The sequence below is a fragment of the Enterobacter sp. UPMP701 genome (genome assembly GCF_053709515.1).
In genome coordinates this window covers 55,169-74,826 of sequence record NZ_JBSKJN010000016.1, presented here as the reverse complement: position 1 = coordinate 74,826, position 19,658 = coordinate 55,169, and the positions used below count along the sequence as shown (strand labels likewise).

General features: G+C 56.8%; 13 protein-coding genes. 6 read left to right on the top strand and 7 right to left on the bottom strand.

Going from position 1 to position 19,658, the window contains the following annotated elements; genetic code table 11:
• Positions 1-467: 467 nt before the first annotated feature.
• A complete protein-coding gene (locus ACWKXT_RS21870; RefSeq protein WP_454533392.1) occupies positions 468-1,493 on the bottom strand; it encodes a TerC/Alx family metal homeostasis membrane protein in 1,026 nt (341 codons plus the stop codon).
• A gap of 111 nt (positions 1,494-1,604) precedes the next feature.
• The gene (locus ACWKXT_RS21865; protein ID WP_454529529.1) at positions 1,605-2,804 is read right to left on the bottom strand and encodes an NAD(P)/FAD-dependent oxidoreductase; all 1,200 of its coding nucleotides are present in this window, start codon (positions 2,802-2,804) and stop codon (positions 1,605-1,607) included.
• Between the two features lie 228 nt (positions 2,805-3,032).
• Here ACWKXT_RS21865 and pitA point away from each other — a divergent pair, with 228 nt between their 5' ends.
• Positions 3,033-4,532, top strand: coding sequence for an inorganic phosphate transporter PitA (gene pitA, locus ACWKXT_RS21860; RefSeq protein WP_454533391.1), 1,500 nt, complete (start codon positions 3,033-3,035; stop codon positions 4,530-4,532).
• Positions 4,533-4,585: 53 nt separating this feature from the next.
• Here the strand turns inward: pitA and uspB are convergent, their stop codons facing one another.
• Positions 4,586-4,921 carry a universal stress protein UspB gene (gene uspB, locus ACWKXT_RS21855; protein ID WP_003861224.1) on the bottom strand — a complete coding sequence of 112 codons (336 nt, stop codon included), beginning with the start codon at positions 4,919-4,921 and terminating at the stop codon, positions 4,586-4,588.
• A 282-nt stretch (positions 4,922-5,203) separates the two neighbouring features.
• Between uspB and uspA the strand changes: the two genes are divergently transcribed.
• Positions 5,204-5,641 carry a universal stress protein UspA gene (gene uspA / locus ACWKXT_RS21850; protein WP_003861223.1) on the top strand — a complete coding sequence of 146 codons (438 nt, stop codon included), beginning with the start codon at positions 5,204-5,206 and terminating at the stop codon, positions 5,639-5,641.
• A 56-nt stretch (positions 5,642-5,697) separates the two neighbouring features.
• On the opposite strand, the gene rsmJ is transcribed toward uspA, so the two are convergent.
• Together rsmJ and prlC are read right to left on the bottom strand one after the other, a co-directional pair.
• Positions 5,698-6,462, bottom strand: coding sequence for a 16S rRNA (guanine(1516)-N(2))-methyltransferase RsmJ (gene rsmJ, locus ACWKXT_RS21845; RefSeq protein ID WP_454533390.1), 765 nt, complete (start codon positions 6,460-6,462; stop codon positions 5,698-5,700).
• Between the two features lie 7 nt (positions 6,463-6,469).
• The gene (prlC, locus tag ACWKXT_RS21840) at positions 6,470-8,512 is read right to left on the bottom strand and encodes an oligopeptidase A (RefSeq protein ID WP_109962975.1); all 2,043 of its coding nucleotides are present in this window, start codon (positions 8,510-8,512) and stop codon (positions 6,470-6,472) included.
• Positions 8,513-8,691: 179 nt separating this feature from the next.
• Here prlC and ACWKXT_RS21835 point away from each other — a divergent pair, with 179 nt between their 5' ends.
• The gene (locus ACWKXT_RS21835; protein ID WP_006808562.1) at positions 8,692-9,534 is read left to right on the top strand and encodes a 23S rRNA (adenine(2030)-N(6))-methyltransferase RlmJ; all 843 of its coding nucleotides are present in this window, start codon (positions 8,692-8,694) and stop codon (positions 9,532-9,534) included.
• A gap of 71 nt (positions 9,535-9,605) precedes the next feature.
• Positions 9,606-10,958, top strand: coding sequence for a glutathione-disulfide reductase (gorA, locus tag ACWKXT_RS21830; RefSeq protein WP_454533389.1), 1,353 nt, complete (start codon positions 9,606-9,608; stop codon positions 10,956-10,958).
• Between the two features lie 10 nt (positions 10,959-10,968).
• Here the strand turns inward: gorA and ACWKXT_RS21825 are convergent, their stop codons facing one another.
• Positions 10,969-14,529, bottom strand: a complete 3,561-nt coding sequence (locus ACWKXT_RS21825; protein WP_454533388.1) for a response regulator — start codon at positions 14,527-14,529, stop codon at positions 10,969-10,971.
• Between the two features lie 266 nt (positions 14,530-14,795).
• On the opposite strand from ACWKXT_RS21825, the gene ACWKXT_RS21820 reads away from it, so the two are divergent.
• Positions 14,796-15,134: a Biofilm associated protein A gene (locus tag ACWKXT_RS21820; RefSeq protein ID WP_454533387.1), complete on the top strand. Its 339-nt coding sequence runs from the start codon at positions 14,796-14,798 to the stop codon at positions 15,132-15,134.
• Positions 15,135-15,138: 4 nt separating this feature from the next.
• Here ACWKXT_RS21820 and ACWKXT_RS21815 read toward each other — a convergent pair whose 3' ends face one another.
• Complete coding sequence (locus tag ACWKXT_RS21815) at positions 15,139-16,410, bottom strand: tetratricopeptide repeat protein (protein WP_454533386.1); 1,272 nt, start codon at positions 16,408-16,410, stop codon at positions 15,139-15,141.
• Positions 16,411-16,729: 319 nt separating this feature from the next.
• On the opposite strand from ACWKXT_RS21815, the gene ACWKXT_RS21810 reads away from it, so the two are divergent.
• Positions 16,730-19,651, top strand: a complete 2,922-nt coding sequence (locus ACWKXT_RS21810) for a transporter substrate-binding domain-containing protein (RefSeq protein WP_454533395.1) — start codon at positions 16,730-16,732, stop codon at positions 19,649-19,651.
• The last annotated feature ends 7 nt before the right edge of the window (positions 19,652-19,658 follow it).

Below are 19,658 nucleotides of genomic sequence, written 5' to 3'. Positions count from 1 at the left end.
CTCCCTGTGGGCTGAGGGTTCCCCAGTAATTTTTTTATCAGAAGCTACAACGTTATTTCAGAATGTTTGCAGGCTTTCAGCGATGCCCTGGTCCGGCTGTAAATCGCTGAGGCGTTTCCTGCAGGCCGGGGCGAGGCGCAGGGATGCGCCGAGAGGGCGGGCTTTACAGGGATGTTACCTCCGCCCGTCCCCGATAAGCCGGAAGGAATAAGCCGAGGGCACCGCGAAGCGGCGATTTACCGCCGGGAGCCCGGGTTGCCAGGGTGGTGGCGACTGAGCCACCCTGGCACGTTCACCGGTCATGTCGTTACAGAGTAGCAAGGAACATAAAGTGAACGGAATGACCACCACTGCCGTATGTTCCCCTCACCCTAACCCTCTCCCCAAAGGGGCGAGGGGACTGTTCCGTGCAGACATTATTTTGTGGGGAACCCTCAACCCTGTGGGAGAGGGAGAAAAACGGTACATCAGGCCTCGCGTTTCCCGGGGAACATCACGCTCGCAATAATACCCAGCGCCAGCACGCCCAAGACCACAAACAGGCTGGCCGTTGCGCCTATGCTGTAACCGTGGTGCCAGAAGTGATCGGTCGCATTCAGTCCCAGCTTGAACGCCACGAAGAACAGCAGCAGCACCACCGCTTTTTCCAGATGCACCAGATACTGCTTGAGCGCTTCCAGCACAAAGTAGAGTGTACGCAGGCCAAGGATGGCGAACATCATGGCGCTGTAGATAATCAGCGGCTCGCGGCTCACCGCAATAATCGCCGGTACGGAGTCAAACGCGAACATCACGTCAGAGAGTTCCACCACCGCCACGCAGAGCAGCAGCGGCGTCGCATAACGCTTCGCCTTCTTCACGCGACCAACCGTTACATCCTGGTTTTCCGGCTTCTCAAGCTCTGCATCCACCTCTTTCTGCGTCAGAATAAAGGCATTGCTGCTGATTTTCGGCCAGACGGGGTAGAAGCGTTTCACCAGGCGATAAGCAAGGTGACCCGAGTAATCCTCCACTTCGTCACTCTCTTCGTTGCGTTTGAGCATCATCACCGCCGTCCAGCCGACGACCAGCGCGAAAATAACCTCAACGTACGGCCCCAGGCTCAGCAGGCTGGTGCCGATCGCCACGAAAATACCACGGAAGACAATCGCCCCCAGCACGCCCCAGTAGAGCACGCGGTGACGGTACTTATCCGGCACGCCGAACCAGGCGAAGATCGCCATCATCACAAACAGGTTATCAACGGAGAGCACCTCTTCCAGCGCGTAGCCGGTGAGGAACAGGCTCGCCATCTCGGCGCCGTGATGGATGTACAGAAAACCGGCGAAGGCCATCGCCATCGAGAACCAGAAAACGGACCACATCGCCGCGCTTTTCAGCGAGACAGGCTTATCGTGACGGTGCATGAAGAGGTCGATAAACATCGCCCCAACGGCCATCACCACAAAGACAACAACGGTTTCCGTCGGGAAACCGAGATGAGCAGCAGACATACACAACCCTTTTATAGAGGCAGAACACAGCACCATGCAGGCTGGCGTAAACCAGCAGAGAAAAAGAGTGGGCTTTCATTTCAGTGAAGGCCACACTCAAAAAAATCAATTCTAAACGTTCTTTTCCGCCAGCGCCTGAGCACACGCCCAGGCACTTGCCCAAGCCCACTGGAAATTATACCCGCCGAGCCAGCCGGTAACGTCCATCACTTCGCCGATAAAATAGAGCCCCGGCACGTTACGCGCTTCCATGGTGCGCGAGGAAAGCTCATTGGTGTCGACACCGCCCAGCGTCACTTCCGCAGTGCGGTAGCCCTCCGTGCCGTTTGGCTGCACGCGCCAGTTTGTCAGGGTCTCCACCAGCGTCTCCTGCTCGCGGCTGTTAAGCTGCTTTAGCGACACGTCGGGGATCTGCCCCAGCACCTGCAAACATTCCACCAGGCGCTTCGGCAACTGCATTGCCAGCGTGTTTTTCAGGCTCTGATTCGGGTGCGCCGCACGCTGCTCGTTGAGGAAGGCATCCAGATCGCAATCGGGGAGCAGGTTAACCGTGACAAACTCTCCCGGCTGCCAGTAGCTGGAGATTTGCAGGACCGCCGGGCCGGAGAGGCCGCGGTGGGTAAAGAGCAGGTTTTCGCGAAACACCGTCCCGTCTTCGGCAGTAATAACGGAGGGAACGGACACGCCGGAAAGCGTCTGAAGCTGTTCCAGAAGCGGTTTGTGCAGCGTGAACGGCACCAGCCCGGCGCGCGTAGGCAATACGTTCAGGCCAAACTGCTCGGCAATCTTATAGCCGAACGGGGACGCCCCCAGCCCCGGCATCGACAGACCGCCGCTGGCGATGACCAGGTTATCGGCGCTGACGGTGTCACCATTGAGCTGCAGCGTGTAGCCCTGCTCGTCGCGGGCGACCTCCAGTACTTCGGTACGCAGGCGCATGACCACGCCGCCCTTCTCGCACTCGGCCACCAGCATATCGACAATCTGCTGCGCGGAGTCGTCGCAGAAGAGCTGCCCCAGCGTCTTTTCATGCCACGCGATGCCGTGCTTACCGACCAGATCGATAAAATCCCACTGGGTATAACGCGCCAGCGCTGATTTGCAAAAATGGCGGTTCTGGCTCAAATAAGCCGCGGGTTCGACATAGAGATTGGTAAAGTTGCAGCGCCCGCCGCCGGACATCAGGATCTTGCGGCCTGGCTTTTTGCCGTTATCGAGTAACAGCACGCGACGACCCGCTTGTCCGGCCAGTGCCGCACAAAACATACCCGCCGCACCGGCGCCAATGACCACGGCATCAAACCTTTCCACGTCAAAATCCTCTTCGTTAACTGCCGCGGATTGTAAAGTTTCCTTTGTGGTCACACCAGCGTAAAAAGATATTACAAAGCCATTTCATTGAAATTTAACGATTATCCTTTAAGGCACTTTTCTCAAATCAGGTGGTATGTCAAAAAAAGTCTATATTTCACTTTGCCCGTTGCGCATTTGTCCTGGATAATGCGCCGCGTTCATGTCCTCAAAATGGCGTAACGTCCTATGCTACATTTGTTTGCCGGCCTGGATTTACATACCGGGCTTTTACTATTGCTTGCTCTGGTTTTTGTACTGTTTTACGAAGCGATCAACGGCTTCCACGACACTGCAAACGCAGTAGCAACGGTTATCTACACTCGCGCAATGCGATCGCAGCTTGCGGTTGTTATGGCGGCGGTATTTAACTTTTTTGGTGTCCTCCTGGGCGGACTGAGCGTTGCGTATGCGATCGTGCATATGCTGCCAACGGATCTGCTTCTCAACGTTAGTTCTGGCCATGGCCTTGCTATGGTGTTCTCAATGCTGCTTGCTGCGATTATCTGGAACCTCGGTACCTGGTATTTCGGCCTGCCTGCATCCAGTTCTCACACCCTCATCGGCGCGATTATCGGTATCGGGTTAACCAATGCCCTGATGACCGGGACCTCCGTCGTTGATGCGCTGAATATCCCGAAAGTGCTAGGGATTTTCGCTTCGCTCATCGTCTCCCCTATCGTTGGTCTGGTGGTGGCGGGTGGCTTGATTTTCATCCTGCGTCGCTACTGGAGCAACACGAAGAAACGTGCGCGTATCCACCTGACGCCAGCAGAGCGTGAAAAGAAAGACGGCAAGAAAAAGCCGCCGTTCTGGACGCGTATCGCCCTGATCGTTTCCGCTATCGGCGTGGCCTTCTCTCATGGCGCGAACGACGGGCAGAAAGGCATTGGTCTGGTGATGCTGGTACTGATTGGCGTCGCACCGGCGGGCTTTGTGGTCAACATGAACGCCTCCGGTTACGAAATCACCCGTACCCGTGATGCGGTCAACAACGTTGAGACCTATTTCCAGCAGCACCCTGAGCTGCTGAAAAAAGCGACCGGCGTTGACCAGCTCATCCCGTCTCCGGAAGCTGGGGCAACGACCGCCCCTGGCGAGTTCCACTGCCACCCGGCTAACGCGATTAACGCGCTGGAACGTGCCAAAGGCATGCTGGGCGATATCGAAAGCTACGACAAACTGGCTGTGGAACAGCGTGGTCAGCTGCGTCGCATTATGCTCTGCATCTCTGACGTGACCGATAAAGTCGCGAAACTGCCAGAGGTTAATGCTGACGACAAACGTCTGCTGAAGAAACTGAAAAGCGACATGCTCAACACCATTGAGTACGCGCCAATCTGGATCATCATGGCGGTCGCGCTGGCGCTGGGTATCGGTACAATGATTGGCTGGCGTCGCGTGGCGACCACCATCGGCGAGAAGATCGGTAAAAAAGGCATGACCTATGCGCAGGGTATGTCCGCGCAGATGACGGCAGCGGTATCTATCGGTCTGGCAAGCTACACCGGTATGCCAGTATCAACCACCCACGTACTCTCCTCGTCCGTGGCAGGTACCATGATTGTTGACGGCGGCGGTCTGCAGCGCAAAACCGTGACCAACATTCTGATGGCCTGGGTGTTCACCCTTCCGGCCTCTATCCTGCTGTCTGGCGGTCTGTACTGGATTTCGCTGAAGCTGATTTAATCGGTTGAAGGCGACAAAAAGCGGGTCAGGAAACTGACCCGCTTTTTTTATGCTCAGTGCCAAATCATCAATGCAATCATGCTGACCACGACCAGCCCGCACAGGGCGCTGGTCAAAATGAACTGACGACGCAGGCGCTCGCAGCGACGGATAAACTCTTCATCGTGATGATCGCGGTAGCGCTGGTAGTAGATATACCCCACCAGACGCATCTGTTTGCTGGGCTGTCCATGCGAGGTGAAGAACCCTCCACCGTCCACATACTGATACAGCAACGGATCGCAACCACGAAGTACCACTAACAGCGCACGTAATGATGAGAAGTAGCGCGCCATATTCACTATGCAAACTACGCATAACGCCCAAAACAATGCGACGGTGCTAATCATACATCCTCCCCGGCGTCCGCCCACGAAGCAAGGCTCCTGAGCTACCGCACCCCAATGCCCTGACAGACAGTTCAGTGAAAGAATGACTAAAAATCGATCCGGTTCGCGTTTTAATATCCGAACGGTTCATTAAATAGTGTAGGAGATCCGTTAATTTTTTTGCCACAAGGTTAATCGTTATCAACACCAAAGCTTGAAAAATATGTTTAACTGGGCCGTAATGAAAGCATCAGACGACGCTTTCCCATTTAGTCATCGATAACTTAAGGAAGGAGTAACACTATGGCTTACAAACACATTCTTATCGCGGTAGACCTCTCCCCGGAGAGCAAAGTGCTGGTTGATAAAGCAGTCTCCATGGCACGTCCCTACAACGCGAAAGTTTCGCTGATTCACGTTGACGTGAATTACTCCGACCTTTACACCGGTCTGATCGACGTGAATCTTGGCGATATGCAGAAACGCATCTCCGAAGAAACGCATCATGCGCTGAGCGAACTCTCCACCAACGCGGGCTATCCGATCACCGAAACCCTGAGCGGTAGCGGCGACCTGGGCCAGGTGCTGGTTGATGCGATTAAGAAATACGATATGGACCTGGTGGTCTGCGGTCACCATCAGGACTTCTGGAGCAAACTGATGTCTTCAGCGCGTCAGCTGATTAACACCGTTCACGTGGATATGCTGATTGTTCCACTGCGTGACGAAGAAGACGAGTAAGCGCACACCCCTCACCCTAACCCTCTCCCCACAGGGGAGAGGGAATGATCGAGCCCCTATGGGGAGAGGGGTTGGGGTGAGGGGATATAAATATCAAAGCGATGCCCTTTGGTGGTCACCGCGTTAGTGGTCGCTACGCCCGCCAGCGGCGGCGCGTAGTCCGGGCGTTTCACTACCACCCGCTTAGTTGCAAGCTGGCGAGCCGGCTCCAGCAGGCCATCGGCATCTAAATCTGGCCCCACCAGCGACTGAAACACCCGCATCTCTTTCTTCACCAGCGCGCTTTTCTGCTTATGCGGGAACATTGGGTCGAGGTAGACCACCTGCGGGCGCGGCGTGATATCGGTCAGCGCCGTCAGGCTGGAGGCGTGGATCAGCTGCAAACGTTCCTGCAGCCACGGGCCGATTTCCGGGTCCGCGTAGCCTCGCGCCAGCCCGTCGTCGAGCAGCGCGGCCACCACCGGATTGCGCTCCAGCATCCGCACATGACAGCCCACCGAGGCCAGCACAAAGGCATCTCGCCCCAGCCCTGCCGTGGCATCCACCACGTCCGGGAGATAGCTTCCTTTAATGCCGACCGCTTTGGCCACCGCTTCCCCGCGACCGCCGCCGAACTTACGCCGGTGCGCCATCGCGCCGCCAACAAAATCGACAAAAATCCCGCCGAGCTTCGGCTCGTCGCGCTTGCGTAATTCGAGATGCGCTGTCGTCATCACCAGCGCCATCAGGTTTTCTTGATCGTGCTCCAGCCCCCAGCGGGCCGCCAGAACAGATAAGGCGCCGTCCCCGGCGCCTGTTTCATCTACTAAGCAGATCTTCACGTAGCAATCAGCCTTTGATTCCGTAATGCTCCAGCATCGCATCCAGCTGCGGCTCGCGGCCACGGAAGCGTTTGAATAGCTCCATAGGCTCTTCTGAACCGCCGCGCGTCAGGATGTTATCAAGGAACGACTGACCGGTTTCACGGTTGAAAATCCCCTCTTCTTCGAAGCGCGAGAAGGCATCCGCCGCCAGCACGTCGGCCCACAGGTAGCTGTAGTAGCCTGCGGCGTAGCCGCCCGCGAAGATATGGCTGAACGCGTGCGGGAAGCGGCCCCAGGTTGGCCCTGGAATGACGGCAACCTGCTTTTTAATCTCGGCCAGGGTTTCAAGGATTTTCGCCCCTTGCTCCGGGCTGAACTCGGCGTGCAGACGGAAATCAAACAGGCCGAACTCCAGCTGACGCAGGATGAACATCGCCGCCTGGTAGTTTTTCGCTGCCAGCATTTTATCCAGCAGTTCTTTCGGCAGCGGCTCACCCGTTTCGTAATGACCGGAGATAAACGCCAGCGCGTCCGGCTCCCAGCACCAGTTTTCCATAAACTGGCTCGGCAGCTCGACCGCATCCCACGGCACGCCGCTGATGCCTGCAACGCCTGCGGTTTCAATGCGGGTCAGCATGTGGTGCAGGCCGTGACCGAACTCGTGGAACAGGGTGATCACTTCATCGTGGGTAAACAGCGCAGGTTTGCCGCTCACCGGACGGTTGAAGTTGCAGGTCAGGTAAGCGACCGGTTTCTGCAGAGAACCGTCGGCTTTACGCATCTGGCCCACGCAGTCATCCATCCACGCCCCGCCGCGTTTGTTTTCACGCGCGTAAAGATCCAGATAGAAGCTGCCGCGCAGCTCGTTTTTCTCGTCATACAGCTCGAAGAAACGCACGTCCGGATGCCAGACGTCGATGTCGGTACGCTCTTTCGCGGTAATGCCGTAGATGCGCTTCACCACTTCGAACAGGCCGTTAACGGCTTTGTTTTCCGGGAAGTACGGGCGCAGCTGTTCGTCGCTGATGCTGTAGAGGTGCTGTTTCTGTTTTTCGCTGTAGTAGGCGATATCCCACGGCTGAAGCTCGTCCACGCCGAACTCCGCTTTCGCAAAGGCGCGCAGCTGAGCCAATTCTTTTTCACCCTGAGGGCGGGCGCGTTTCGCCAGATCGGTCAGGAAGTCGAGCACCTGCTGTGGGTTTTCGGCCATTTTGGTGGCGAGGGATTTATCGGCATAACTATCAAAGCCCAGCAGCTGTGCCAGCTCGTGGCGCAGGGCGAGGATCTCCGCCATCACCGGGCTGTTGTCCCACTTACCGGCATTCGGGCCCTGATCGGAGGCGCGGGTGCTGTAGGCGCGGTACATCTCTTCGCGCAGGGCCTGATTGTCGCAGTAGGTCATCACCGGCAGATAGCTTGGGATATCCAGCGTTAACAGGAAGCCTTCCTGCTCTTTCGCTTCGGCCTGGGCTTTCGCCGCCGCCAGCGCGCTTTCCGGCATACCGGCCAGTTCGGATTCATCGGTAATCAGCTTCGTCCAGCCCATGGTAGCGTCAAGGACGTTGTTGCTGTACTGGTTGCCCAGCTCGGACAGGCGCGCGGCGATTTCACCGTAGCGCACCTGTTTCTCTTTTGGCAGACCGATACCGGAAAGCTCAAAATCACGCAGCGCGTTATCAACCGATTTTTTCTGCGCGGTGTTCAGTTCGGCATAGTGGTCGCCGTCGCGCAGATCGCGGTAGGCTTTGTAGAGCCCCTCGTGCTGACCGACCCAGGTGCTGTACTCAGAGAGCAGCGGCAGGGTTTGTTCGTAGGCTTCGCGCAGTTCCGGGCTGTTTTTCACCGAGTTCAGGTGGCTCACCGGGGAGAAGATTCGCCCCAGCACGTCGTCCACTTCGGCCAGCGGCTGACACAGATTCTCCCAGGTGTACGGCGCGCCCTGCGCAACCACGCTTTCAACCGCCGCGCGGCAGTTGTCCAGCGACTGGGTAACGGCTGGAACCACATGCTCAGGGAGGATTTTAGAAAACGGTGGCAACGAAAAAGGCGTCAGTAATGGATTGGTCATAAACGCTGTCCTGTTGAAATAGGTGAATGAAGCGCGCATCCGGCGCTGTGCATATTGTTTTCAGTAATGGGGTTAAGTGTAGAGGATTTCAATAGCCGCGCTTACCGGGCCTGCGGGTAATCTGTGCCGTTCTGCTGTAAACTGTGGCAAATCGTCAATTCAGCGGAAAATCATTACCCATGCTCAGTTATCGCCACAGCTTCCACGCAGGCAACCACGCCGACGTCCTTAAACATACCGTTCAGAGCCTGATCATCGAATCGCTTAAAGAGAAAGATAAGCCGTTTCTCTATCTGGACACCCACGCGGGCGCGGGCCGTTACCAGCTGAGCGGCGAGCATGCTGAGCGTACCGGCGAATACCTTGAGGGCATCGCCCGTATCTGGCAGCAGGACGATCTGCCTGCCGAGCTGGAGCCGTACATCGGCGTGGTGAATCACTTCAACCGCAACGGCCAGTTGCGCTACTACCCTGGCTCGCCGCTGATTGCCCGCCAGCTGCTGCGCGAGCAGGACAGCCTGCAGCTGACCGAACTGCACCCGAGCGACTTCCCGCTGCTGCGTTCAGAATTCCAGAAAGATAACCGCGCCCGCGTCGACAAAGCCGACGGCTACCAGCAGCTGAAAGCGAAGCTGCCGCCGGTTTCCCGTCGTGGCCTGGTGCTGATCGACCCGCCGTACGAAATCAAAACCGACTATCAGGCGGTGGTGACCGGCATTAACGAAGGCTACAAACGCTTTGCCACCGGCACCTACGCCCTGTGGTATCCGGTGGTGCTGCGCGCGCAAATCAAGCGCATGATCAAGGACCTGGAAGCGACCGGCATCCGCAAAATCCTGCAGATTGAGCTGGCGGTACGCCCGGACAGCGACCAGCGCGGCATGACCGCCTCCGGCATGATCGTCATTAACCCGCCGTGGAAGCTCGAAGCGCAGATGAACAACGTGCTGCCGTGGCTGCACAAAACGCTGGTGCCAGCCGGTACAGGCCACGCCACCGTCAGTTGGATCGTGCCGGAGTAATCGCAGCCATCGGTGGAAACTATTGATTTCAGGTATACAATCGCGGCAATTCACGATTAAGGACAAAAGCTATGACTAAGCATTATGACTACATCGCAATCGGTGGCGGCAGCGGCGGCATCGCCTCCATCAACCGTGCGGCCATGTATGGCCAGAAATGTGCGCTGATTGAAGCCAAAGCGCTGGGCGGCACCTGCGTGAACGTGGGTTGTGTACCGAAGAAAGTGATGTGGCACGCGGCGCAAATCCGCGAAGCGATCCATATGTATGGTCCGGACTACGGCTTTGACACCACCATTAACCATTTCGACTGGGACAAGCTGATCGCCAGCCGTACCGCCTACATCGACCGTATTCACACCTCGTATGACAACGTGCTTGGCAAGAATAACGTTGACGTGATCCACGGCTTCGCCCGTTTCGTTGATGCCAAAACGATCGAAGTGAACGGCGAGACGATCACCGCCGATCACATCCTGATCGCCACCGGCGGCCGTCCAAGCCACCCGAACATCCCGGGCGTGGAATACGGCATCGATTCCGACGGCTTCTTCGAGCTGCCAGCCCTGCCTGAGCGCGTTGCCGTTGTGGGCGCAGGTTACATCGCGGTTGAGCTGGCCGGCGTGATTAACGGCCTGGGAGCGGAAGCGCACCTGTTCGTGCGTAAACACGCGCCGCTGCGCAGCTTTGATCCGCTGATCGTCGACACGCTGGTCGAGGTGATGAACACCGAAGGCCCAACCCTGCACACCAACGCCGTGCCAAAAGCGGTGGTGAAAAATGCGGACGGCAGCCTGACGCTGGAGCTGGAAGATGGCCGCAGCCAGACCGTTGATTGCCTGATCTGGGCGATTGGTCGTGAACCGGCCACCGACAACTTCAACCTGGCCGCAACCGGGGTGAAAACCAATGAAAAAGGGTATATCGTCGTCGATAAGTTCCAGAACACCAGCGTGCCGGGCATTTACGCGGTAGGTGATAACACCGGAGCGGTTGAACTGACGCCGGTCGCCGTTGCGGCGGGCCGTCGTCTCTCCGAGCGTCTGTTTAACAACAAGCCGGACGAGCATCTGGACTACAGCAACATCCCAACCGTGGTCTTCAGCCACCCGCCAATCGGCACCGTCGGCTTAACCGAGCCGCAGGCGCGCGAGCAGTACGGCGACGACCAGGTGAAAGTGTATAAATCAGCGTTTACCGCGATGTATACCGCGGTCACCTCACACCGTCAGCCGTGCCGCATGAAGTTGGTCTGCGTCGGCCCGGACGAGAAGATCGTCGGTATCCACGGCATTGGCTTCGGCATGGACGAGATCCTGCAGGGCTTCGCGGTGGCGCTGAAGATGGGCGCGACCAAGAAAGACTTCGATAACACCGTGGCGATCCACCCGACGGCGGCGGAAGAGTTTGTGACTATGCGCTGATGCCATAACGTCAGAGCGCATCGCTGCTCTCTGACGACAACTGCTGATTAAACCGGCTCATCTCTTCCAGAACGCGGTTGACGAGGGATTCAATCTCTTGCCAGCCGCGTTCTTCATTACAGGCCGCTTCAAGTTGTTCACAGGCTTGCTGCAGAGATGTCACGTTCATCATCCGCGCGCCGCCGTTAATACGGTGTGCCATGCGGCCCACCCTGTCGCGTTCTTTCTGCGCGAGCCACTGCGTCAGCTTGCTGGCATCCTGCCTGTTGACCTCTACCATTTCGGCCTGCAGCGCCCGCGTCGCATCACTCACCCACTCAGATTTAGCACCGCTGCCAGCAAAATAGCGATCCAGCAGCGTCTGGAGTTTTTCTGCCGTCAGCGGTTTTTCCAGGTATTCATTCATACCGGCCTCAATGCATCGCGCAGCCGCTTCCTCGCCGCTCATCGCGGTCAGGCCGAAGACCGGGATCGGCGGTTGCCCAGTGAGCTGCTCGGTGTGGCGGATTTGCCTGGCCAGTTCGTACCCGTCCATTTCCGGCATCGTGCAATCGGTAATAATCACATCATAGCGGCCGGGATCCTGCTGCCACATCGACAGCGCCTCTGCGCCCTGCGTCGCCAGCGATACCCGGTGCCCCCATGACTCCAGCCGCTGCTGCAGCGCCCGGCGTGCGGGCGGATAGTCATCCACCCCCAGAATATGCAGGCTGTGCGCCTGTTCGACGGGAGGAGGCGTTAACACTTTGCTGGCGGCGGGCTGCGCATCAAAGTGAAGGCTCACCACGCAGCCCTCATGCGGGTCACTGTCGATACGAACCTCCGCCCCTGCGGCCTGTGCCATATACAGGCAGGCCGGCAAACTAAACCCGGAGTCCGTCCACTCGGATTTCAGCGTCACGTGGTGAGCGCGTCGGGTAATCTCCTCAAGCCTCTCCCCGTCGATTCCGTCTCCCTGATCGCACACTTCAATGACCAGCGGGATGGCTGTAGAATCCGCATCTCTGGTCCCCTCGTACACCTCAACGTCAATTTCTTCGCAGCCCGAGTGCTTGATCGCGTTGCGAAGCAGGCTGGAGAGGATGCGAATAATCAGCAGCGGATCGGTGATGAAGCGCTCTCCGGAGAGCTCGATCAACACGTTCAGGGTGATCCCTTTGGCTTCCGCCTGCTGACGATAGAGCGCCACCGTACTGTGGATCAGCTGGGGCAAATGCGTGCTGCGCGTCGTGCCATTCAGCTGCGGGTTATCGGCCCGGAAGACATCGAACATATCGCCGATAAGCGAAAGCAGGCTCAGGGAAGATTCCCAGATCAGATTCAGGTTTTCATTATGCTCATGCCGCGCCTCCAGCGCCTGAAGCTCCATCTCCAGCAGGCCGGTGATCACGCTGAGCGGCGTGCGCACCTCATGCCCCATGCTCTGCATAAACGCGTTCTTACTGCCGATCGCCTGTTCCAGATTACTTTTTGTCTCTGAAAGCTGGGCAATCAGCTGCTCTTTTTCCGTGACATCCAGCCAGCCGCCAATCAGGCCGCAGATATCGCCCTGGCCATCATGCCACGGCACAATCCAACCCTGCAGATAACGTCGCTGGCCGTTGATCGTACAGATTTCAGACCAGTTCTGCGGCTGACCATCCTGTAACGCCTGCTGGTATTTCGCCTCCAGGTTCGCCAGCACCGCCGGTTCGGCAATGCTAATTGCCGTTACAGGCTGCCCCTGAAATACCTCCCCCGGCTGACCGATGGTTTCCGCCCAGACCTGGTTGTAACGCAGCAGGTTTCCATTGCGATCGCGCACATAGAGCGCCACGGGTGAGGCGTCTATAAGCGCCTGGGTAAAACGCAACTGTTCGGCAAGCTGTTGCTGCCAGACGTTCCCGCGACGCAGCGCGGCGCGCAGATACTGGATCCACAGCCAACATCCGGTGACCACCAGCAGAAGCAGCACGCCCCAGACCAGTGAATTGAGTACCGTGCTTTGTGCCCAGGTTTCGCTATTGTCGATGGCGGCCTGTCGCCAGTCGCCCGCCAGTTGCATCAACGCCTGCGGCTGCATATCCGCCAGCGCTTTATTGAGAATATTAATCGGCTGGCTGGTGTCGGTTTGTGCGGCAATCACCACATCCATGGGCGGTACGGGTACCGTCACCGCCAGATGAAAGCGGGTGGGATGATGGCGCGTCACCAGATAGCTGGCGATAAACTGCGGCGCAATCACGCCGCGCACCTCGCCTTTTTTCAGCCGCGCGAGCGCATCATCCATCTTCGTTAACGGCACCAGCTGGATGGTGGGATACCAGGTTTCAAGCCAGTGGATCAGCGGGTCATCGGCCATGATCGCCAGCTTTTCGCCCTTCAGCTGGGAAAAATCGTCCGGTCGTTTGATCTCCTGATCCATCACCACCACAGAGGGCGTGGTGAGCAATGGTGAGGTCATCGCCATGCTCGCGGTAGACTTTTGCGATATGTCGGTCTGCAGACTGAGCATCAACGCATCCGGGTTGTCCCGCTTCAGGGCGTTCAGTTCGGCGTCGCTACCGGCGGTCAGGATCGTGAAGTGAATATCGTACTGCTCGCTAAACTGATTGAGCAGATCAACCACCAGACCCGCGGGCGATCCCTCCTCCACAAACGACAGCGGACGCTGGCGGCTGTCCAGGATCACCTGGATCTGGCTGTGCTCACGCAGCCAGTTCTCTTCCTCCTGATCCAGCGCCAGCGGGTTGGTGGTAATCACGAAGCTCCGGTTGAGCCCCCAGCTGTTGGTGATACGCAAACGGCTGGCTAACGGAATATGTTTAAACACCGTGTTGATGGCTTCCGCCAACTGCGGTAGCTGGCGATCCACGCCAAAACTCATGTTCAGATTGGGCAGCGCCGGGCTATAGCGCCAGTGCAGCCCCTGGGCCTGATGATACTGGGTGAGGTATTCCGCACTGGCGCGGTTAATCCACAGCGCGTCTATCTGCTTAAAGGCCAGTGCGCTGACGGCTGAAGGGTACCAGTACTGAAAACGGAGCGTGCTGCCAGGGTAGTAACGACGCAGCGCCGGGCTGGCGCTGGTATCAGACATCAGCCCCAGTTTCCTGGGGATTGCTTCTCGTGCGTCGTCAGCCCGATCGCGGGTGGTCATTAAGACCGCCTTATCCAGCAGCCATGGCGGCGTGGATACCAGATCCGGGTTTGGCCAGAGTTCCGGGTTCCACATCGCCACCATCTGAATGTCATGACGGCGCAACGCCTGGAACGCATCGCGGCTATGGCTGTAATAATGCAGTTTGACGTTGACCTTAAGGCTATCCTCCAGCAGCGCCAGATAATCGGCAGCAATGCCGCTGAAAAGCCCGTGCCCCATGCCTTCACTCAAGGGGGGATGCGGCTGCCCCCAGACGCCCACGTGAAGGGTCTGGTTGTTATCCAGCCACTGCTGCACATCAGCATTAAACTGGACGTGCGGCGCATTGACCTGCACACGGCGTTGCAGAGACAGTTCCTGGGCCTGAATCTGCCCGACACTGCACAACAGTAAAAACAGGCTGATCAACCGGGCAGATAAAAAACGCATCGTTGTGTCGTTCCCTGAGGAGAAGAATTGGAGGGGCCAGTAAAGTGGTTGCCTCTATTTTAGCAACTACGCGTCGGACCGCATTGCCTGATTACCCGCCATAATTTGCGGGAATTTTAGCAATACGGGCGCCAGCTCTGATTAAGGTCGGTCTTGTTTTTGCGAATAACGTCGATCGCCTTTTATAAGACCGACCTTATTGTTCCCTTTTTCTGTAGCAGGTAAAAATCGGGCAGATTTGCTATGCGTAAACAGGTTACTTCGTGATGAACAATAACAGCGACAACAGCACAGAAGCCCACACGGACGAGGCAATTAACGATAACGTTCCGGCCCTGATGGAAATCACCCTCGATGAAATTTTAGTTCAGCACGAGGAGAGCCTTTTTATTCATGACAACAGTAAACAATGGCTGATAAAAGGGACGTCCGGAGAACCGGTTAATCTTTCCGACCTGCTCCCCGCGGATTCAGAGCCGGGAGAGTGGATGAAAGCCAGAGGGTCTGTCACCGTGGATGGTGTGCAGTACGAGGTGTATCACCACTCGGGTCTCGAGACGGAGCTGCTGGTGCAGGTTGGTATGCAGATCGCGTCTCTTGAGTAACGACTCACATACCGGTATCTCTGATCGCCTCCACCTGCATCTCCCCCTGACGAAAACGGTCGGCGAGGAAGAAAGGCACCGGTAATGTCCACTGCCCGTTACGCACCAGCGCCGTATAGCGATAGCTCACGCCATCAATCCGTAGCGCAACGGCCTGCTTTTCACCATCAGCTTTCTCGCTCGGCCCCGCCAGTACGGTAAAACCGGCATTACTGCCAACATGAAAATGCTCTGCATCCCAACGGACAGGCGGGTGTGCGGGCCAGGGCTGGGCATGGTGAAACGCGAAAATGTCGTCGTGATTCAGAATGCTCTGCCGGACGGTGGGCCACAGCGCCACCTTCAGGAAATACTGATCGGTGAAACGCGCGCTGCCCTGATAGCCCGCCACAAACTGACGCATCATCCCTTCCACATTTGGGATCACCCCACCACAGCCGCCCCACATCCCGGCCAGCAGCAGTTCGGTATGGGTAAAGTAGTCGCGCATATGGTGGAAATAAAACGGTGAACGCAGCCAGGCTTCCACGCAGACTTGTTCCCGCTCGGACAGCAAGGAGTCGGCGTCACGCACCAAAAAGCGGTCGACCTGCGGGTCATCAATCACCAGAAAACGCCACAGCGTCGGGTAGATCTCCTTTTCATGGCTCATATCTACCAGCACTGCTCCCGCCAGCTCCAGCCTCTGCCAGACGTGTTGCGGCACGGAATTATCGAGATAGACGCGGCAGCGCCACGCAGGAAACAGCTCCCCGGCGGCAGCGATATTTTTAATTAAGGTTTCGCAGTAGCGCGGCTGGTCGCCGTACAAACTAAACGCGATGATATTCTTTTCGCGGCAATCCGCCTGAAAAGGGGGCGGTGGCGTCTGGGGCAGCGGCCAGACGGTTCCCTGGCGAAAACGCTGGTCAGAGAGGGTCAATGATTCCAGACCGTAGGCGCGCATTTCAGCCGTTTTGCCCATATGTCCGCACAGTTCCGCCAGGCCATCAAGCCAGGTTTCTGACGCTTCGTGACGGCGGAGTGACTGATAAATCTTGCGATAAACCTTATAAGCCCGGTCATGCTTTCCCTCACGCATCAGGCTCAGGGCATAATCGCTTTGTACCGACATATTGTTCGGCAGAACGGCCAGCGCTTTTTCGCAGCAGCGGGAAGCGGTCGCGTAATCCGCGACGGCCATGGCATGACGATACTGCTCCGCCAGCGCAGAAAATTGCTGGCGCAATGCTTTTTGTTTCGTCGCAGAGGGATAAGGAAGAAAAGATGGGCGCATCGTCCTGGCTCAGTAAATGAAATAAATGTGAGAATTATTTTCCCATCCGCGTGTAAAGTAAGCGACAAGACCCGTCTTGATGTTTCCGTCATCACGGGAATAAATAAAGGTTTATACGTTAAAAAGCAGATGAAGATATGGGTTTATATTATTATTGGGTATATAGCGCAGAAATAATAACGTTCCTGACCAGACATTGCGCTTTTCGATATGGATGATTACCAGAATAATAACCAAGCCTGGTCTTATAACAATGCTTTTCCCGTCTCATCAGAATGTCACTATCAGGACCTTATCCGCAGGAGCGTTATAAAAAGTGATGCACCACTACCTTCGTCTTTTTTTGTTTCTGGTTTTATTTTTACCCGGTACGCCGTCGGCAAACAGTGAAGATTATAAAATTCTGATGCGCACGCCCATTGAGGGCATGAATCGCTTGCCGCTTACCGGGGATCAGGCAACGCTGCTGAAGCAGAGGCAAAATCTGGCGGTCGGCATTACAGGCTATGACGCGCCCCCCTTCGGTATGCGCAATATGCGTCATGAATATGAAGGGCTGAGCGCCGACTATATTGGCCTGGTCTCCTGGCAGCTTAACCTGCCCGTTCGGGTCAAAATGTACGACTCGCCGGAAGAGCTGTGGCAGGCGCTCGCCCGCGGTGAAATCGATCTTATCCCGTCTGTCGCCGCCTTCGAGGCGAATGACGCCTTTGTTTTCTCAACACCCTATGCCAGCGATAAGCCGGTATTAGGTATTAACGACCGCGACACCCAGCCCCTTGCCGACGATCTTGCCGACACCGATGTCGCGATGGTCAGGGACTACCTGCCCCTCGCGCAGGTAAAAGCGGCCTATCCTAAAGCACGTTTTCGCCTGTTTGACAGTTACCAGGAGGCGCTGAGCGCCGTGGCATTTGGTCAGTCGCGCGCCTATCTGGGTAACAGCTATTCGCTGAGCCGAAACTATTTAAATAACATTCACATTGAGCGCTTCTCGCGGCTCCCCAACCGCGAGGTGGGGTTCGCCCTGAGCCAGAGTAACCCGCAGCTTAACCAGATCATCAACGCAACGATTCGCGCCGTGCCCGAAGAGGAAAAGCTGGACCTCTACCGCCGCTGGCAGCCCGATCGCGTCGATATTGCTCAGGGAACCAAGTCCCTGGTTTTTACCGACCAGGAGAAAGCGTGGATTGCCCGTCATCCTGAGGTAAACGTGCTGATATACAGCCAGGATAATGCCGCACCGGTCTCCTTTATTGATAATAAAGGTGTGCTGCGCGGCGTCGTGGCCGATCTCTTTTCCGTGGTATCGCTGCGTACCGGATTGCGCTTTCGCTTTGAGACCGGCAATACCACCGATGATTTGATCGCTCAGGTCAACCACGGCCAGGCCGACATGCTCGCGTCGGTAACGCCAAGCGAAGCACGCCGGGATCAGCTCCTCTTCACCCGCCCCTACTTGCGCAGCGCGTTTTCTCTCGCGACGTCAACCTCGCGTAACGATATTCACTCACTGGCCGACCTGCGCGGAAAACGCCTGGCGCTGGTGAAAAATATTGGCATCGAACAGATGGTGCGCGAGCGTTACCCGGAAATTAAGATTGTGCATGTGGGCAATGAATCGCAGTTGCTCTCCAGCATCACCAGCGGTGAAGCCGATGCGGCGATAGGTATTCTGGTCATGACGGATTACCAGATATACACCAATTTTCAGGACAAGCTGAAGGTGGTGTCGATCGTTGGCGAATCCCCCGCCTGGATCTCCTTTGGCGTGGGGCTGGCAAGCCCGGAACTGCAGAGCATTCTGGATAAAGTCTTACTGAGCATCTCTCCCATTGAGCTGGAAAATGTGGCGAATCGCTGGAAACCTAACGAACTGGTGGTGGTCGACAGCTTCTGGTATCGCTATCGCGAGGTGTTGATCGCCACGGGCGTCTTCAGCGGCGTTCTGGTGTTATTAGCGCTGGGATGGGCGCTCTATTTACGCCGACAGATTGTACGTAAGGCGGCGCTGCGCAGGCAACTGAACGAGCAGCTCACCCAGCTGCGCGACATGCTCACCGAACGTGAATCGCTGCTGGCGGAGCTGAGCGAGGCGAAAGAGCGGGCGGAAGACTCCAACCGGGCAAAATCCGTGTTCCTGTCAACCATGAGCCACGAGATCCGTACCCCGATGAACGCGATCATCGGCATGCTCGACATCGTGCTGAAGAAAGGACGTCGGGGCGAACACGATATTCAGGCGCTGGAAGTCGCTTACGACTCGGCTGAGGGTCTGGTGGGGTTGATTGGCGATATTCTGGATATCTCACGGATCGAGGGCGGGCATCTCGATTTTAATCCGGAACCCGTCCAGTTTGGCAAACTCATCGACAACATGATGCGGGTATTCCAGGGGGTGGCAACGGAGAAGAATATCCAGCTGAATAAAGTCTTTCCGACGGAGGCGCTGTATGAGGTCTACGCCGACCCGCTGCGCATTAAGCAGGTGCTCTCCAACGTGCTGAGCAACGCGATTAAGTTCACCGATCGCGGCAGCGTAACGCTGACCTTACGGCAACGTGAGGAAGCGGGCACCGATAATGTCGAGTTTATTATCGAGGTGCAGGATAGCGGCGTCGGTATTGATGCCAGCCAGCAGGCTGCGTTGTTCAAGCCTTTCAGCCAGGCCGATAACCGCCGGGCGGGTACCGGCCTGGGGCTATATATCAGCCGGACCATCTGTGAAAGTATGAACGGCACGCTCACGCTCACCAGCGAAAAACATGTTGGCACCACGGTCAGGGCCACTTTTTCCCTGCCTAAAGTAACCCGCGCGGTCACTCCTCACGCCGAGCCTCTTGTTGAGGATGAAAAAATGCCGGCACTGAATGTGCTGGTGGTGGATGACAATCCCGCAAACCGAATCCTGTTAGCCAAACAGCTGGCGTGGCTGGGACAGCATGCGCACCTGGCTGCCGGCGGCGATGAAGCGCTAAAGATCTGGGCCAATACAGCGTTCGATGTCGTTATTACCGACTGCAATATGCCCGGCATCAACGGCTATCAGCTAACGGGGATGATGCGTAATGCAGAGCGCGAACAGGGCCGGTCGCCCGCATGGATTATTGGGTTTACGGCTAATGCGATGCATGAGATTAAAGAACGCTGTTTACAGGCGGGGATGAATGATTGTCTCTTTAAGCCGTGCTCTATTAGTGACCTGGCGACGGCGCTGCGCAACAGTAAGGCTGAAAAGTAAAGGGAGC

Excerpts from the sequence above, each read along its gene's own strand:
- ACWKXT_RS21870 (WP_454533392.1), bottom strand. The coding sequence starts at position 1,493 with ATGTCTGCTGCTCATCTCGGTTTCCCGACGGAAACCGTTGTTGTCTTT.
- pitA (WP_454533391.1), top strand. The coding sequence starts at position 3,033 with ATGCTACATTTGTTTGCCGGCCTGGATTTACATACCGGGCTTTTACTA.
- uspB (WP_003861224.1), bottom strand. The coding sequence starts at position 4,921 with ATGATTAGCACCGTCGCATTGTTTTGGGCGTTATGCGTAGTTTGCATA.
- uspA (WP_003861223.1), top strand. The coding sequence starts at position 5,204 with ATGGCTTACAAACACATTCTTATCGCGGTAGACCTCTCCCCGGAGAGC.
- prlC (WP_109962975.1), bottom strand. The coding sequence starts at position 8,512 with ATGACCAATCCATTACTGACGCCTTTTTCGTTGCCACCGTTTTCTAAA.
- ACWKXT_RS21835 (WP_006808562.1), top strand. The coding sequence starts at position 8,692 with ATGCTCAGTTATCGCCACAGCTTCCACGCAGGCAACCACGCCGACGTC.
- gorA (WP_454533389.1), top strand. The coding sequence starts at position 9,606 with ATGACTAAGCATTATGACTACATCGCAATCGGTGGCGGCAGCGGCGGC.
- ACWKXT_RS21825 (WP_454533388.1), bottom strand. The coding sequence starts at position 14,529 with ATGCGTTTTTTATCTGCCCGGTTGATCAGCCTGTTTTTACTGTTGTGC.
- ACWKXT_RS21820 (WP_454533387.1), top strand. The coding sequence starts at position 14,796 with ATGAACAATAACAGCGACAACAGCACAGAAGCCCACACGGACGAGGCA.
- ACWKXT_RS21815 (WP_454533386.1), bottom strand. The coding sequence starts at position 16,410 with ATGCGCCCATCTTTTCTTCCTTATCCCTCTGCGACGAAACAAAAAGCA.
- ACWKXT_RS21810 (WP_454533395.1), top strand. The coding sequence starts at position 16,730 with ATGCACCACTACCTTCGTCTTTTTTTGTTTCTGGTTTTATTTTTACCC.